Source organism: Collinsella aerofaciens, from assembly GCF_009876115.1.
Lineage (GTDB): Bacteria > Actinomycetota > Coriobacteriia > Coriobacteriales > Coriobacteriaceae > Collinsella > Collinsella aerofaciens_N.
The window spans coordinates 11,843-28,005 of the sequence record NZ_WWSY01000020.1 but is presented as its reverse complement, the minus strand read 5'-3'; the positions used below and the strand labels follow the sequence as shown (position 1 = coordinate 28,005).

Below are 16,163 nucleotides of genomic sequence, written 5' to 3'. Positions count from 1 at the left end.
GCGCATGAAGTACTTTGGCACCGACGGCTTTCGCGGTGAGGCTAACGTTGGGCTGACGGTAGAGCACGCTTATAAGATTGGCCGTTTTGTGGGCTGGTATTACGGCGCCAACCGCGAGCGCAAGGCGCGCGTCATCGTGGGTAAGGACACGCGTCGCTCGAGTTATATGTTCGAGGCGGCGCTGGTGAGTGGCCTGGTCGCGAGCGGTGCGGACGCCTATATGCTGCACGTGATCCCCACGCCGGGTGTAGCGCATCAGACCGTGGAAGGCTGCTTCGATTGCGGCATCATGATCAGCGCGAGCCACAACCCGTTTTGCGATAACGGCATTAAGCTCGTCAATAGCGACGGTTTTAAGATGGACGAGGACGTACTGGAGCTCATCGAGGACTACGTCGATGGCAAGAGCGAGGTGCCGCTGGCCACGGGCAACCACATCGGCGCCACGGTGGACTACATGCAGGGCCGCAACCGCTACATTGCCTCGCTCATCGCCAGCGCGAACTTTTCGCTGCAGGGCGTCAAGATCGGCATCGACTGCGCCAACGGCTCGGCGTCCTCGGTGGCCAAGCCGGTGTTCGACGCGCTGGGCGCCGACGTGCGCGTGATCAATGCCGCGCCTGATGGTTTTAACATCAACGTCGACTGCGGCTCCACGCATATGGAGCGTCTGCAGCGCCACGTGGTGGAGCAGGGCTTGGACGTGGGCTTTGCCTATGACGGCGATGCCGACCGCTGCCTGGCCGTGGACGAGCGCGGCCGCGTGGTCGATGGCGACCAGATCCTGTACGTGTGCGGCGTGTACCTGAACAAGCACGGTCGCCTTTCGGGCGGTACCGTGGTTCCGACGATTGCCAGCAACTTTGGCCTGATCAAGTCGTTGGAGCTTGCCGGCCTAAGTGCCGTGACCAGCGGTGTGGGCGACCGCCACGTGTATGCCAAGATGCGCGAGGGCGGTTACAGCCTGGGCGGCGAGCAGACGGGCCATACGATCTTTGGCGATATCGAGCGCACGGGCGACGGCATTATGACCTCGCTGCGCGTGATGGAAGTGATCCGCGCCGAGCGCGAGACGCTCTCGCAGCTCACGGCTCCGTGCAAGCTGCTACCGCAGGCGCAGGTGGCCGTGCGCGTGGCGGACAAGGACGCCGCGCTCGAGAACATGGGCGTGCAGAACGCCATCGCCGAGGCCGAGGCTGCGCTGGCAGGCGAGGGCCGCGTGCTCGTACGCAAGAGCGGAACCGAGTCGGTTATCCGCGTGCTGGCCGAGGCGCCCGACCAAGCATCCGCCGATGCCGCCATGAAGCGCATCGCCAACGCACTCGAGGCTCTGTAGTTACGCGGTTTTACCAAACCGCGTAACTGCTCGACGCTGCAAACGCCCCTAAGCGGCAATCTGACGTTCAATTTCAAGGGCGCGACCAGAAGGTCAGCGCCCTTTCATTTCACGTCACCTTGCTCGCTTAGGGTCGTTTTCGCTGACGTTGCCAAGACATTGGCGTCAACATAGTTGGCGTTGGCGATGGCGTGCTGGTCAATCCTTACAGCTCGTACAGTGTGGTGAACTTGTCCTGCAGGTAGCTGCAGTAGTAGCGGGCGTCAAAGGCCATGCCGCAGGCGCCCTTGATGAGTTCCGGCGCGTCTTTGGCGCGGCCCCACTGCCAAATGTGCTCGCCCAGCCAGGCGCGGACGGGCGCCAGATCGCCGCTCGCGCAGGCACCGGTAAGGTCGACGCCGTCGCGGCACATGGCCGGCACAAACATGGCATCGTAGGCGCTACCCAGCGCATACGTGGGGAAGTAGCCAAACGAACCGCCGCTCCAATGCGTATCCTGCAGGCAGCCGTGCGTGTCGTCGGGAACGGGAATGCCCAGGTACTCGTCCATAAAGCGGTTCCAAAGCGCGGGGATGTCCTTGGCCGCAGCCTCGCCGGCAAACAGCATACGCTCAATCTGGTAGCGCACCATAATATGCAGCGGATAGGTGAGCTCGTCGGCCTCGGTGCGGATCAACGACGGCTGCGCGATGTTCACGGCGCGGTAGAGCGTGTCTTCGTCGACGTCGCCGTAGACCTCGGGCGCGTGACGACGCAGCACCTCGAGCAGCGGGCCCATAAAGGCGCGGCTGCGACCCACGGTGTTCTCGAAAAAGCGGCTCTGGCTCTCGTGGATGCCCATGGAGGTGCCGCCCTCCAAGCACGTGCGCGCATAGGCGGGATTGACGCCCAGCTCGTACATGGTGTGCCCCGCCTCGTGGATGATGCTGTAGACGTTGGAGATGCAGTCGTCCTCGTAGATGTGCGTCGCGATGCGCGCATCACCCACGGCAAAGCCCTCGCTAAACGGATGCTCGGTAAAGGCAAGCGTGGTGTCGTCCAGGTCCAGGCCGACAAGCTTCATAAGGTCGAAGCTCATGGCGCGCTGGGCAGCCTCGGGCACGTGGGCGTGCAAAAAGTCGGCAGCCGGCTGCTGGCCGCGCTCGCCGATGGCATGCACGAGCGGCACGACCGTGGCCTTGACCTCGTCGCAAAACGCGTCGAAGCTCTTGGCGGAAAGGCCGCGCTCGTACTGGTCGAGCCAAACGTCGTATGGATCGCGCTTGGGGTCCATGAGCTCGGCCTGATGCTTAAGTTGGGCGACGATTCTATCCACATAGGTCTCAAAGCTCGCCCAGTCGTTGGCTGCCTTGGCCTTGTGCCACACGGCGTCCGCCTCGCAGGTGAGCCTGGTCCAGGCCTCGGCTTCTTCGGTGGGGATGGCACTGGCCTCACGTTGATCGCGGCCGAGCACACGGATCTCGTCGAGCAGCTGAGGGTCGTCGATTTTGCCGCCGGCGACGGTCTCGCGCGCTAACGAGCGTACGAGCTCAACGGACTTCTCGCTGGTCAGCAGCTTGTGATGCTCGCCGGCAAGCGTGCCCATGGCGTCGGCACGCGCTGCTGCGCCGTTGGCAGGAGCAATCGTCGCTCCATCGAACTCGGCAATCTTGAGCAGGTACTCGCGAGTCCACAGCTTGCCTTCGAGCTTGCGGAATTTTTTGACGGCCTTATCGACCTTCATGCCTTTGGATGTCTTGCCCGCTGCAGGCTCGGCCTTCTTATCGAGTTTCTTTCCCATACCTATATCCTTGATCTCGCAGGTCGAGCGCCACGGGTGGGCGTGCGGCCAGTTTGCACAGCTACCTGCCTTGTACCCAGTGCGAACAAAACGGAACGCGGCGATGCACACGCAGAATGTGTTATCCTATAGCCCAATGCGTTGACGGAGAGGGTTTTGCCCGCCGCGTCGCCGGCAAGAGAGGGAAGGTCATGGGCTGCGAGCCTTCCTGTGGTGACAAGGGCCAAGCGTTCACTCCCGAGCAGCGACCTCAACGGGCACGCGGCCAGCGGCGGCGAAGCCCCAGTAGGGAAGCCGTGAGCCTCGCGACAAGGGGCACAGAGTGGGCGCGGCGGGCCAGACATCCGCCGGGTCAAACAAGGTGGTACCGCGGAATTCAACCGTCCTTGGGCAATGCACATGCCCGAGGGCGGTTTTTTGTTACCGAACCGGGCCGCACATCCGCAGCTCCGGGTGGCTCCAGCCGCCGCGGCAAGTGGATGCGCGAGAGACGAAAGGGAAGACATGAGTCTGATTGATGATCTGGTCAAACTCGAGGAAGAGGCCAAGGAGCTCGTCGCAGGCGCCGATGACGCCGCCAAGCTCGAGGCTGCGCGTGTTGAGCTGCTCGGTCGCAAGGGTCGTATCACCAGCTTGATGCGCATGATGGGCAAGCTCGCCCCCGAGGATCGTCCCGTGATGGGCAAGCGCGCCAACGAGATGCGCCAGCTGATCGAGGGCATGCTCGACGAGCGCACCACCGAGATGAAGGCTGCCGCCCTCAAGCACGCGCTCGAGCACGATGCCGTCGACATCACGCTGCCGGGCATCCGTCCGCAGATCGGTCACCAGCACCTGATCAAGCAGATCATCGAGGAGGCCGAGGACATCTTCTGCGGCATCGGCTACACCGTCGAGTCCGGCCCCATGGTCGACACCTCCTACTACAACTTCACCGCGCTCAACGCCCCCATGGATCACCCGAGCCGCTCGGCCCGCGATACCTTCTACGTGGTCGACAACAACCCCGGCAGCGTCGCACACCCCGAGGCCCACGCCCATGGCGAGTCCGATGTGCTCCTGCGCACCCAGACCTCGGGCGTGCAGATTCACACCATGGAGTCGCAAAAGCCGCCCATCTACATGATCTGCCCGGGCACCGTCTACCGTCCCGACACGGCCGACGCCTGCCACCTGCCGCAGTTCAACCAGATCGAGGGCCTGGTCGTCGACGAGGGCATCACCTTTGGCGACCTTAAGGGCACGCTCGACTACTTTGTTAAGTGCATGTTTGGCGAGGACCGCAAGACGCGTTACCGCCCGCACTTCTTCCCCTTCACCGAGCCTTCCTGCGAGGTGGACGTAAGCTGCCACGTCTGCGGCGGCAAGGGCTGCAACTTCTGCAAGCACAGCGGCTGGATCGAGATCCTGGGCTGCGGCATGGTCGATCCCAACGTCCTGATCAACTGCGGCATCGACCCCGAGAAGTACACCGGCTTCGCCTTTGGTATTGGCGCCGAGCGCGTCGCGGCCCTGCGCTACGACCTGCCCGACCTCAGAACTCTCATGACGGGCGATATGCGCTTTTTGAATCAGTTCTAGGCTGCGGCTTGCCCAAGCACGGCACCTCGGCGCTCATTCGTCGCTTGCGTACCAAAGTACGCGGCGCTCCTCTTTCGGGCCGATCTGCCGCACTTGGGCAACCCTCGCTTTGTAAGGAATGTTCACAAAGTTGAAGTTTCCACCTGCATCTCTTCGCAGGCTTTCAGTATGAAAGGAGAGCTAGATGCGTGTTTCTTACGACTGGCTCAAGACCATGATCGATATTCCGGAGGATCCCAAGACCCTTTCGGACGAATATATCCGTACCGGCACCGAGGTCGAGGCGATTGACACCGTGGGCGAGTCCTTCGACCACGTGGTGACCGCCAAGGTGCTCACCAAGACCCCGCACCCCGATAGCGACCACATGTATGTGTGCTCGGTCGACGTGGGTGACAAGAACCTCGACGCCGACGGCAATCCTGCCCCGCTGCAGATCGTCTGCGGCGCGCAGAACTTCGAGGCCGGCGACCACATCGTCACGGCCATGATCGGCGCCGTGCTTCCCGGCGACGTCAAGATCAAGAAGAGCAAGCTTCGCGGCGTCGTGTCCATGGGCATGAACTGTTCCGCGCGCGAGCTCGGTCTGGGCGGCGACCACTCCGGCATCATGATCCTGCCCGAGGATACGCCTTGCGGTATGCCGTTTGCCGAGTATGTGGGCTCGAGCGACACCGTGCTCGACTGCGAGATCACGCCCAACCGCCCCGACTGCCTGTCCATGATCGGCATGGCCCGCGAGACCGGCGCCATCTTCGACCGCGATTTCCACGTTGAGCTGCCTGCCATCAAGGCCGAGACCGGCCGCGCGACCGATGACGAGCTTTCTGTCGAGATCGCCGACGAGGGCCTGTGCGACCGCTACGTCGCCCGCATCGTGCGCAACGTGAAGGTCGGCCCGTCGCCCGACTGGATGGTCAAGCGCCTTAACGCCCTGGGCGTGCGCCCGCACAACAACATCGTCGACATCACCAATTACGTGATGATGCTCACCGGTCAGCCGCTACACGCTTTTGACCTGGACACCTTTGCCGAGCGCGATGGCAGGCGTCGCGTGGTGGTTCGCGCTGCCCAGCAGGACGAGAAGTTCACGACGCTCGACGGCGAGGAGCGCGTGCTCGACGCCGGCATGGGCCTTATCACCGACGGCGAGCGCCCCGTGGCGTTGGCCGGCGTTATGGGCGGCATGGATTCCGAGATCGAGGACGACACCGTCGACGTGATGGTCGAGAGTGCCTGCTTCAACGCCGGTCGCACCTCGCACACCAGCCGTGATCTGTCGCTGATCTCCGACGCCTCCATTCGCTTTGAGCGCCAGGTCGACGAGACCGGCTGCGTGGATGTCGCCAACGTTACCTGCGCGCTCATCGAGGAGATCGCCGGCGGCGAGGTCGCTCCCGGCTATGTCGATGTTTTCCCCGCGCCCAAGACCATCGACAGCATCAAACTGCGCCTGGCCCGCGTGCATGCCATCTGCGGTGCCGACATCGAGCCCGACTTTATCGAGCGTTCGCTCACCCGTCTGGGCTGCACCGTCGAGTGCGACGGCGAGGACTTTATGGTCACCCCGCCGAGCTTCCGTCCCGACCTGCCGCGCGAGATCGACCTGATCGAGGAGGTCCTGCGCCTGTGGGGCATGGGCCGCGTGACGGCGACCATCCCGGCTGCCAAGAACCATATTGGCGGTCTGACCCGCGAGCAGAAGCTCACCCGTAAGGTCGGCGAGATCCTGCGCGCCTGCGGCCTCAACGAGACCACGACCTTTGGCTTTGCCGCCCCGGGCGACCTGGAGAAGATCGGCATGTCCACTGAGGGCCGCGGCTGCCCCGTGGTGCTTATGAACCCGCTGGTAGCCGAGCAGACCGAGATGCGTCGTTCGCTGCTGCCGGGCCTGCTGCAGTCCGTGGCCTACAACGAGGCACACGGTACGCCCAATGTGCACCTGTACGAGGTCGGCAGCCTGTTCCATGGCCGCGAGAACGCCAGCCTGCCCAAGGAGACCAAGTCCGTCGCGGGCGTGCTCTCGGGCCAGTGGAGTGAGCAGTCCTGGAACATGAAGTACCGCAAGCTGCGCTTCTTCTTTGGCAAGGGCATTGTCGAGGAGCTGCTCGCCCAGCTGCGCATCGAGAAGGTTCGCTTCCGTCCCGTCGAGGGCGAGGGCTACGCTTTCTTGCAGCCGGGTCGCGCGGCCGAGGTTCTGTCGGGCGGCACCGTGTTGGGCTGGGTTGGCGAGATTCACCCCGAGGCGCGCGAGGCGATGGGCATTGATGAGGTCGTCGTTGCCTTTGAGCTCGACTTGGACAAGCTGATCAAGGGCGCCCGCAATCAGGAGAACTACCGTGAGTTCTCGCAGTACCCGGCTGTTGAGCATGACCTGGCTATCGTGGTCGATAACTCCGTGACCTGCGAGGATCTTGACCGTCGCATTACCAGCGCCGGCGGCAAGCTGCTCGAGGGCGTGCGCCTGTTCGACGTCTATCGCGACCCGGTCCGCGTGGGCGTGGGCAAGAAGTCCATGGCCTTTGCGCTTACGTATCGCTCCGACGACCACACGCTCACCAGCGAAGAGGTCGAGAAGGCGCACCAGAAGATCGTCACCAAGGTGTGCAAGGGCGTAAACGGCGAGGTCCGCGGCTAGGATTTGCGCTGGGAGCACAGGACCCCTCGGCAGTTGCCGTGGGGTCCCGCGTGACCGCGGTGCTTGACATAAGGCACCGCTGAGCTTTCATATATGACATGCGCATTACAAAACGGCGTGCTGCTTTTGTGGCGGCGCGCCGTTTTGTTATCATTGCCTGCGGCGTGTTACGAATCATCATGCTCGTAACACTGATGAAATGGTTCAAGCGGCGCTGCAACCCCATGCGCCGGCAACCGGGAGGCGTATATGCACATTCCAGACAACTACCTGTCCCCGCAGACCGATGCCGTTATGGCGGTGGCGATGGTGCCCGTATGGGTTCACTGCATCAAAAAAGTGCGCGCCACGCTCGATCGCGAGCATATGGCCTTTCTGGGTATTTGCGCTGCCTTCTCCTTTTTGCTCATGATGTTTAACGTTCCGCTGCCCGGCGGCACCACAGGCCACGCCGTCGGCGGCGCGCTCATCGCGCTGCTGCTGGGTCCCGAGGCCGCGACTATCGCTGTCTCGGTCGCGCTGGCGCTGCAGGCGCTGCTGTTTGGCGACGGCGGCGTTCTGTCGTTTGGCGCCAACTGCTTTAACATGGCCTTTGTGCTGCCGTTTGTCGCTGCTATCGTGTTCCGTGCGCTCAACAGCCGTCTGCACGACAAAAGCTGGGGCACCTCGGCTTCTGCCATCGTGAGCGGTTGGGTCGGGCTGTGCGTAGCGGCCCTCTGCGCGGCGATCGAGTTCGGTATTCAGCCGATGCTCTTCACCAACGCTTCGGGCGCCCCGCTGTACTGCCCCTTCCCGCTGTCCGTGGCTATTCCGGCCATGTTGGTCCCGCATATGCTGGTTGCCGGTGTGGTCGAGGGCGTGGCGACGGCCGCGATCTACGGCTTTATCAAGAAGACGGCGCCGAGCATTATCGTCGGGCCCGAGGCCGTCGATGGCAAGCTTGCTGCCGAGGGCGCTGCTGCCAAGAAGACCTCGCTGGTCCCTACGCTCATCCTGGTTGCCGTGCTTGTCGTAGCCACGCCGCTGGGCCTGCTGGCCACGGATGACGCCTGGGGTGAGTGGGACGCCGAGGGCGCCGCGACCGCCGTTCAGGAGGCTGGCGACGACAGCCTGCAGGCTTCGGTCGGTCTCGATACCCCGACCTTTGCCGATGCCCTGCCCACGGGCGATTATCTGCAGGCCTATTCCGAGGAGCAGGGCCTTGGCTTTGCCGGCCAGGCCGCGATGTATATTCTTTCGGGCGTGATTGGCGTGGCGGTGCTCACCATCGCATTCCGCCTGGTCTCGCTGACGGTCAAGGAAAGCGGTGCTCATGGCAATAGCCGAGCTGCCTAGCTGGCTTGCGGTCGAGGAGCGATACGAGCCCGCGGGGGCTCGGCATCGTGTGATGCAAAAGAATGTCCTGCACCTGGCGAGCCTGCTTGAGCGGGTTCGCCTGGGTGGAGGCGCGCACGAGGGCGGGTCGATGATCGACCGCGCCCTTTCTTGCGTTTCGGCGCCGGTGCGCCTGGTGGGGATGTTCGTTTGCGTCCTGTGCGTGTGCCTGACGCAGAGCCCACTGTACCTGATGCTGATGGCGGCGATTGCGTTGGTGCTGGTCGCGGTGCGCCCTGTACGCGGACTGCGCGCTACCTTTGTGCCGACGTTGGCTGCCGCGGGGTTTGCCGTGGTTCTGGCGCTGCCTGCCCTGCTGCTGGGCGCGTCTGCCACGGGCGCCATGCTCAAGATCGCGCTCAAGACGTTTATTAATGTGTCGCTGGTGCTGGGCGTTTCGTGGACGCTCACCTGGAGTCGCATGTCGGCGGCGCTTAAGATGCTGCGCCTGCCCGACGAGGTCATCTTTACCTTTGATATGGCGCTCAAGCATATCGAGGTGCTGGGACGCACGGCGCACGATCTGTGCGAATCGGTCATGCTGCGCAGCGTCGGTTCCGCGCCTGCGGGTTTTTCGCGCACCGACTCGCTGGCGGGTATCATGGGCATGACGTTTATCAAGGCGATGGAATGCAGCCGCGCGATGGACGAGGCTATGCTCTGCCGCGGCTTCGCCGGCGTGTATCCGGCGCCTGTACGGAGCGGTTTTGGCTGGCGCGATGCCGTTTACACGGCCGTTGTGGCGTTGCTCGTCGTGTTGTGCGCGGTGTTGTAGCGCGGACAGTCGAACCGTCGATGTGAGTAGGGAAGGGCGACGTTTTGGCAAACGATACGAATAACGCGATGGGTGCGAGCGGTGCTGCCGATGCCGAGACCACGCCGCTCATCGAGTTTCGCGACGTGGTGTTTTCCTATGCGGGTCATACAGTGGTCGACGGCGTTTCATTGCAGGTGAACCATGGAGAGCTCGTCGCTCTGCTTGGTCCCAACGGCTGCGGCAAGACGACGATCATGCGTCTTATCAACGGCCTTGAGCTTGCGGACGCGGGTGCGTACCTGTTCGACGGGCATGCGGTCGATGCGGCATATCTCAAGGATTCCGCGACGGCCCAGCGGTTCCATCAGCGTGTGGGCTTTGTGTTTCAAAACGCCGATGCGCAGCTCTTTTGTGCCACGGTCGGCGAGGAAGTCGCGTTTGGCCCCGCGCAGATGGGGCTGCCGACAGACGAGCTCGAGCGCCGCGTCCGCGATGCCATGGAGCTGTTCCAGGTTGCCGATCTGGTCGATGCCTCGCCCTATCAGCTTTCGGGCGGGCAAAAGAAGCGCGTTGCGCTGGCTGCGGTGGTGTCGATGAACCCCGATATCCTAGTGCTCGATGAGCCCACCAACGGGCTCGATGAGGACTCGTGCGACATCGTAGTCAACTTTTTGCTGGCCTACGTTGCTGCCGGTAAGACGGTTTTGATGAGTACGCACCATCAAGATTTGGTGCGCCGCCTGGAGGCCCGTGCCATCTATATCGATCGATATCACCATGTGGTCGAGGCGCCCGTGCCGTCGTATGGAACCGAAAGCGGTGCTGCGGAATAGTTGCTGCGTAGGGTATGTATGGCCGCCTGTGCGACTCTGCCGTGATGGTATAGTTAACCAGGTTTTATGGGGGTGGCTATGCCAAGTTGGAACATTCATATCGCTCAAACGGAGCGCTTGCTGGCACGTGCTAGCGTGCTTGCCGATAGCGTGCGCGACCGCAATGCCTTTTTGTTTGGCTGCGTGGTTCCGGATATCTTCGTGGGCTATATGGTCCCTGGCATCGCCGATCCCATTCCGTATCGCATTACGCACTTTGCAAAGCCCGAGCCTATCCCTAAGCCGCGCGAGCACGAGTTCTGGGATACCTATGTGGCGCCGCTGCTTAAAGGCGCACCCGCGGGCGAACCTGCTGAGGCTACCTCGATTGTCGAGGAGCGCGAGCGACTGAACCGCGTGCACTATCCTCAGCGCTACAGGGATGCCGAGCCGGTTGTCGGTCCCGGCGCCTGTGAGTTCTCGCTTGCGTCCGAAGATGTGGCGCAGTCGCTGCTCGATTTGACGCTGGGCGTCTGGTCGCATCTGGTGGCGGATACCGTATGGAATACGCGCGTGAATCAGTACCTGGAGGCGCACGGCGGCAAGCCGTGCGAGGAATTCCGCATTAAAAAGCAAGGCGACTTTGACTGGTTTGGTAAGACGCTGGGCATCGTTTCCATTCCGCGTGCGACCGATCGCCTCTATACCGCTGCGACGCGTTTTGGGCAGTATCCCATCCATAAAGAATATGTGCTCAAGACTATCGGCGTCATGCACGAGATTGTACGCGAAAACCCCGGCGAGCCCGATCATCCGCCGTATCGCCTGCTAACCGAGGAGTTTTTCAATGCAACGTTTACCGAGGTCATCGAGCTGACCGAGGCGGGATTTGCGGCTCGCGTTGCTGCTTCTGACGTTCCCGCAGTCCCCCTGATCGCTAGCTGCTAGCCGGCCGGCTTAACGGTGAACAGTTCATTCCAATTGACCAACGGCTCCCGTCGCAGGGCGTCTTCGGTGGTGCGCTCGGCATCGGAGAGGCTTGCGACTGAACACAAATCGATGATGCGGCATACGAAGAAGGTCTAAAAAGGGCCCGGAAGGCAAAGCCTTCCGGGCCCTTTTGCAATGCAAGCGTGCTTGCAAGTGCGATTTAGCGCACCTGAGCGACGTAAGCGACGTTGGTCGAGGAGACCTTGTCCTCGAGCTGAACACTCATGCGGGGATCGCCGGCGGTAGCGACGGTCAGATCGCCGGCCTCGACGTAGCCGAGCTCCTTAGCGGTCTCGATCGCCTTGACGATCGTGCCGTTGACGGTGCCCTGGGTAATCTCGGCCTGGTGCGGGATAACGCCCCAGTACATGATCATCTGCTGGACGGCCCACTCGTGGCGGGAGAACGCACAGATCGGCATGTTGGGACGGAAGTGCGAGATCAGGCGTGCGGTACGACCGGTGGTCGTCGGCACGGTGATGCACTTGGCGCCAACGGTGGTGGCCATGTTCACAGCGGACATACCCACAACGTTGTTGACGACGCGGGTGCCGTGAGCGTCGGCCGGAACCTCGAGCGGAGCGTGGGCCGGGAGGTACTTCTCGGTCTCGAGAGCAATGCTGGCCTGCATCTTAACGGCCTCGACCGGGTACTTACCGGCAGCGGACTCGCCAGAGAGCATAACGGCGTCGGTGCCGTCGTAGATGGCGTTAGCAACGTCGGCAACCTCGGCGCGCGTCGGGCGCGGGTTCTGCTGCATGGAGTCGAGCATCTGCGTAGCGGTGATAACGGGCTTGTAGGCCGCGTTGCACTTGGCGATGATCTCCTTCTGGATGTGCGGAACGAGCTCGGGCTTGATCTCGATACCCAGGTCGCCACGGGCGACCATGATGCCGTCGGAAGCCTCGAGGATCTCGTCGAAGTTCTCGACGCCCAGGGCGCACTCGATCTTCGGGAAGATCGTCACGTGCTCGCCACCGTTCTCGCGGCAAAGCTTGCGGATGCCGCGGACGGACTCGCCGTCACGGATGAAGGAAGCGGCGATGTAGTCGATGTTCTCGGTCAGGCCAAAGAGGATGTCCTGACGATCGCGCTCGGTGATGGCGGGCAGCGAGATGTTGACGTTGGGCATGTTGACGCCCTTGCGCTCGCCGATCAGGCCGTCGTTCTTAACGACGCAGGTCATGTCCTGGCCGCTGACGGACTCGACCTCGAGGGCAACCAGGCCGTCATCGATCAGGATGAGGGAGCCCTTCTCGACCTCGGAAGGCAGAGCCAGGTAGTCGAGGGAGATGTGCTCAGCGGTGCCGTGGAAATCCTCGGACGTGGGCTGAGCGGTGACGACGATCTTATCGCCGGTCTTGACGGCAACCTTCTTGCCGTCGACCAGAAGGCCGGTGCGGACCTCGGGGCCCTTGGTGTCGAGCAGGATGCCGACAGGCAGACCGAGCTCCTTGGAAATACGGCGGACGCGCTCGATGCGACCGTGGTGCTCGTCGTAGGAGCCGTGCGAGAAGTTAAAACGGGCGACGTTCATGCCCGCCTTGATCATCTCGCGGATGGTCTCGTCGCTATCGCAGGCGGGACCCATGGTGCATACAATCTTAGTGCGCTTGTACATTCAGACCTCCATCTGACATCGTCTTGCGCTGATAGATAAACCATAAGAAATAAAACCGAGATGATTATAACGAAATGCCGACCGAATACCCCAAAAAATCGACCGTATGCCGAAATGGAAGTTCATTTTTTGCGGGAAAAACGGTATATGAAAAATCTTTACCAACCACTCCAACCGCTGCTATCTGGGAGATATGTCAGTTTGGCGATGTGCCGAAGAAAAAACGTTTTACCAATGTTGAGCATCACACGGTCTGCACCGTTGCGTGCGGACCATATTTCCAAACCGATTGTTTTGGCTAGACGCGTCGCTTTGGGGTACCATAGCTCCACTATCAACTGCCGCTCAGCACGGCAGCCTTGATGAGCCCTTGCCCTTCTCCTGGGAATTATGATCGGGCATCAATCTGCTGAGTGGCCCGAATCCCAGGAGGGGACTCTATATGCAAAAGGAATACCTGTCCGCCGCGGCGGAGGTGCTCAGCGACCAAGGTGTCGATGAGAACCTCGGCCTGAGCAACGACGAGGCGTCTTCGCGCCTCGCCAAGACAGGCCCTAACAAGCTCGAGGAAGCCGAGAAGACACCGCTGTGGAAGCGTTTCTTTGAGCAGATGGCCGACCCCATGGTCATCATGCTGATCGTTGCCGCCGTCATCAGTGCGCTCACGGGCATGGTCAAGGGCGAGCCCGACTTTGCCGATGTTGCCATCATCATGTTCGTCGTTATCGTCAACTCGGTGCTGGGCGTGGTCCAGGAAGCCAAGAGCGAGGAGGCCCTCGAGGCCCTGCAGGAGATGAGTGCGGCGCAGTCCAAGGTGCTGCGCGACGGCAAGCTCGTGCACCTGCCGAGCGCCGAGCTCGTGCCCGGCGACGTGATCATGCTCGAGGCGGGCGACTCCGTCCCGGCCGACTGCCGCGTGCTCGAGAGCGCCACGATGAAGATCGAAGAGGCCGCGCTCACCGGCGAGTCCGTGCCCGTAGAGAAGCACGCCAACGTGATCGAGCTCGCTGCGGGCACCGATGACGTGCCGCTCGGCGACCGTAAGAACATGTGCTATATGGGCTCCACCGTCGTGTACGGCCGTGGTCGCGCCGTCGTGGTCGGCACCGGCATGAACACCGAGATGGGCAAGATCGCCGGCGCCCTGGCCGAGGCCAAGGAAGAGCTCACGCCGCTGCAGGTGAAGCTTGCCGAGCTCAGCCGCATCCTCACCATCATGGTTATCGTCATCTGCGTCGTCATCTTTGGCGTTGATATCATCCGCCACGGCGTGGGCAACGTTCTTACCGACCCGACCGCCCTGCTCGACACCTTTATGGTCGCCGTCTCGCTTGCCGTCGCCGCCATCCCCGAGGGCCTGGTCGCCGTCGTGACCATCGTGCTTTCGCTCGGCGTGACCAAGATGGCCAAGCGCCAGGCGATTATCCGTAAGCTTTCCGCCGTCGAGACCCTTGGCTGCACACAGACCATCTGCTCCGACAAGACCGGTACCCTTACCCAGAACAAGATGACCGTCGTCAAGCACGAACTCGCCGCGCCCAAGGAGAAGTTCCTGGCTGGCATGGCGCTGTGCTCCGATGCCCAGTGGGACGAGGAGCTGGGCGAGGCCGTGGGCGAGCCGACCGAGTGCGCGCTCGTCAACGACGCCGGCAAGGCTGGCCTCACCGGCCTGACTGCCGAGCATCCGCGCGTGGGCGAGGCCCCGTTCGACTCGGGCCGCAAGATGATGTCCGTGATCGTCGAGACCTTGGATGGCGAGTACGAGCAGTACACCAAGGGCGCGCCCGACGTGGTGATCGGCCTGTGCACCCATATCTACGAGGGCGAAAAGGTCGTCCCGCTGACCGAGGAGCGTCGCGCCGAGCTCGTGGCCGCCAACAAGGCCATGGCCGACGAGGCTCTGCGCGTGCTGGCGCTGGCAAGCCGCACCTACACCGAGGTTCCGAGCGACTGCAGCCCCGCTGCGCTCGAGCACGACCTGGTCTTCTGCGGCCTGTCCGGCATGATCGACCCGGTCCGCCCCGAGGTCGCCGAAGCCATCCGCGAGGCCCACGACGCTGGCATTCGCACCGTCATGATCACGGGCGACCACATCGACACCGCCGTGGCCATCGCCAAGCAGCTGGGCATCGTCACCGATCGCAGCCATGCCATCACCGGTGCCGACCTCGATCGCATGAGCGACGAGGAACTCGACGCGCACATCGAGGACTACGGCGTGTACGCCCGCGTCCAGCCCGAGCACAAGACACGCATCGTCGAGGCTTGGAAGTCGCGCGACCAGATCGTGGCCATGACGGGCGACGGCGTCAACGACGCCCCGTCCATCAAGCGCGCCGACATCGGCGTTGGCATGGGCATCACCGGTACCGATGTCACCAAGAACGTCGCCGACATGGTGCTTGCCGACGACAATTTCGCCACCATCATCGGTGCCTGCGAAGAGGGCCGTCGCATCTACGACAACATCCGCAAGGTCATCCAGTTCCTGCTTTCGGCCAACCTTGCCGAGGTCTTCTCGGTGTTTATCGCCACGCTCATCGGCTTTACCATCTTCCAGCCGGTGCAGCTGCTGTGGGTGAACCTGGTTACCGACTGCTTCCCTGCGCTCGCGCTGGGCATGGAGGACGCCGAGGGCGACATCATGAAGCGCAAGCCGCGCAACGCCAAGGATGGTGTCTTTGCCGGACATATGGGTCTGGACTGCGTGGTCCAAGGCCTAATCATCACCGTGCTGGTGCTGGCGAGCTTCTTTGTGGGCGTGTACTTTGACATGGGCTACATCCACATCGCCGATATGATCGCCGGCAATGCCGACGAGGAAGGCGTGATGATGGCGTTCATCACGCTCAACATGGTCGAGATTTTCCACTGCTTCAATATGCGCAGCCGTCGTGCGTCGCTGTTCACCATGAAGAAGCAGAACAAGTGGCTGTGGGCTTCCGCCGCTCTGGCACTGGTGCTGACGGTGATCGTGACCGTGCAGCCGACGCTTGCCGAGATGTTCTTTGGCCCTGTGACGCTTGAGCTCAAGGGCGTTCTTGCCGCGCTGGGCCTGGCCTTCCTGATCATCCCGTTGATGGAGATCTACAAGGCGATCATGCGCGCGGTGGAGAAAGAGTAACGTACCTGTCCGGGCCCGCCCGCCTGCGGGGTTTCTTCTTCGCTGGTCCTCGCGCTTCGCGCTGCGGGATCACTCAGAAGAAACCCCTCCCGGCGGGCGGGCCTTCGGATAACCTCTCGGGACCGTAAGCTGAGGGAAAGTATGTGAGCT

Annotated in this window: 10 protein-coding genes; 8 read left to right on the top strand and 2 right to left on the bottom strand. The window is 62.4% G+C overall.

Features of this window, described 5'->3' with window-relative positions; genetic code table 11:
• Nucleotides 1-4: 4 nt before the first annotated feature.
• Nucleotides 5-1,336 carry a phosphoglucosamine mutase gene (gene glmM, locus GT571_RS08850; RefSeq protein ID WP_117637400.1) on the top strand — a complete coding sequence of 444 codons (1,332 nt, stop codon included), beginning with the start codon at nt 5-7 and terminating at the stop codon, nt 1,334-1,336.
• A 205-nt stretch (nt 1,337-1,541) separates the two neighbouring features.
• Here glmM and GT571_RS08845 read toward each other — a convergent pair whose 3' ends face one another.
• Nucleotides 1,542-3,116, bottom strand: a complete 1,575-nt coding sequence (locus GT571_RS08845; RefSeq protein ID WP_161156748.1) for a carboxypeptidase M32 — start codon at nt 3,114-3,116, stop codon at nt 1,542-1,544.
• A 504-nt stretch (nt 3,117-3,620) separates the two neighbouring features.
• Here GT571_RS08845 and pheS point away from each other — a divergent pair.
• The 6 genes from pheS (at nt 3,621) to GT571_RS08815 (ending at nt 11,226) form a co-directional block, all read left to right on the top strand.
• The gene (gene pheS, locus GT571_RS08840; protein WP_161156746.1) at nt 3,621-4,697 is read left to right on the top strand and encodes a phenylalanine--tRNA ligase subunit alpha; all 1,077 of its coding nucleotides are present in this window, start codon (nt 3,621-3,623) and stop codon (nt 4,695-4,697) included.
• Nucleotides 4,698-4,881: 184 nt separating this feature from the next.
• Nucleotides 4,882-7,335, top strand: coding sequence for a phenylalanine--tRNA ligase subunit beta (gene pheT / locus GT571_RS08835; protein ID WP_161156744.1), 2,454 nt, complete (start codon nt 4,882-4,884; stop codon nt 7,333-7,335).
• Between the two features lie 249 nt (nt 7,336-7,584).
• Nucleotides 7,585-8,670, top strand: a complete 1,086-nt coding sequence (cbiM, locus tag GT571_RS08830) for a cobalt transporter CbiM (RefSeq protein ID WP_161156742.1) — start codon at nt 7,585-7,587, stop codon at nt 8,668-8,670.
• A complete protein-coding gene (locus GT571_RS08825) occupies nt 8,648-9,484 on the top strand; it encodes an energy-coupling factor transporter transmembrane component T family protein (RefSeq protein ID WP_161156740.1) in 837 nt (278 codons plus the stop codon). Before cbiM ends, GT571_RS08825 begins: the two co-directional genes overlap by 23 nt.
• A gap of 44 nt (nt 9,485-9,528) precedes the next feature.
• On the top strand, nt 9,529-10,299 hold the full coding sequence (locus GT571_RS08820) for an energy-coupling factor ABC transporter ATP-binding protein (protein WP_204987220.1): 771 nt from the start codon (nt 9,529-9,531) through the stop codon (nt 10,297-10,299).
• Between the two features lie 78 nt (nt 10,300-10,377).
• Nucleotides 10,378-11,226, top strand: coding sequence for a hypothetical protein (locus tag GT571_RS08815; protein ID WP_161156738.1), 849 nt, complete (start codon nt 10,378-10,380; stop codon nt 11,224-11,226).
• A 202-nt stretch (nt 11,227-11,428) separates the two neighbouring features.
• On the opposite strand, the gene pyk is transcribed toward GT571_RS08815, so the two are convergent.
• Nucleotides 11,429-12,889, bottom strand: a complete 1,461-nt coding sequence (gene pyk / locus GT571_RS08810; RefSeq protein ID WP_117637393.1) for a pyruvate kinase — start codon at nt 12,887-12,889, stop codon at nt 11,429-11,431.
• A 442-nt stretch (nt 12,890-13,331) separates the two neighbouring features.
• Between pyk and GT571_RS08805 the strand changes: the two genes are divergently transcribed.
• Nucleotides 13,332-16,013 carry a cation-translocating P-type ATPase gene (locus GT571_RS08805; RefSeq protein WP_161156736.1) on the top strand — a complete coding sequence of 894 codons (2,682 nt, stop codon included), beginning with the start codon at nt 13,332-13,334 and terminating at the stop codon, nt 16,011-16,013.
• Nucleotides 16,014-16,163 lie beyond the last annotated feature (150 nt).

Bases quoted from the DNA above. Each gene is read 5' to 3' on its own strand.
- glmM (WP_117637400.1), top strand. From the start codon at position 5: ATGAAGTACTTTGGCACCGACGGCTTTCGCGGTGAGGCTAACGTTGGG.
- GT571_RS08845 (WP_161156748.1), bottom strand. From the start codon at position 3,116: ATGGGAAAGAAACTCGATAAGAAGGCCGAGCCTGCAGCGGGCAAGACA.
- pheS (WP_161156746.1), top strand. From the start codon at position 3,621: ATGAGTCTGATTGATGATCTGGTCAAACTCGAGGAAGAGGCCAAGGAG.
- pheT (WP_161156744.1), top strand. From the start codon at position 4,882: ATGCGTGTTTCTTACGACTGGCTCAAGACCATGATCGATATTCCGGAG.
- cbiM (WP_161156742.1), top strand. From the start codon at position 7,585: ATGCACATTCCAGACAACTACCTGTCCCCGCAGACCGATGCCGTTATG.
- GT571_RS08825 (WP_161156740.1), top strand. From the start codon at position 8,648: ATGGCAATAGCCGAGCTGCCTAGCTGGCTTGCGGTCGAGGAGCGATAC.
- GT571_RS08815 (WP_161156738.1), top strand. From the start codon at position 10,378: ATGCCAAGTTGGAACATTCATATCGCTCAAACGGAGCGCTTGCTGGCA.
- pyk (WP_117637393.1), bottom strand. From the start codon at position 12,889: ATGTACAAGCGCACTAAGATTGTATGCACCATGGGTCCCGCCTGCGAT.
- GT571_RS08805 (WP_161156736.1), top strand. From the start codon at position 13,332: ATGCAAAAGGAATACCTGTCCGCCGCGGCGGAGGTGCTCAGCGACCAA.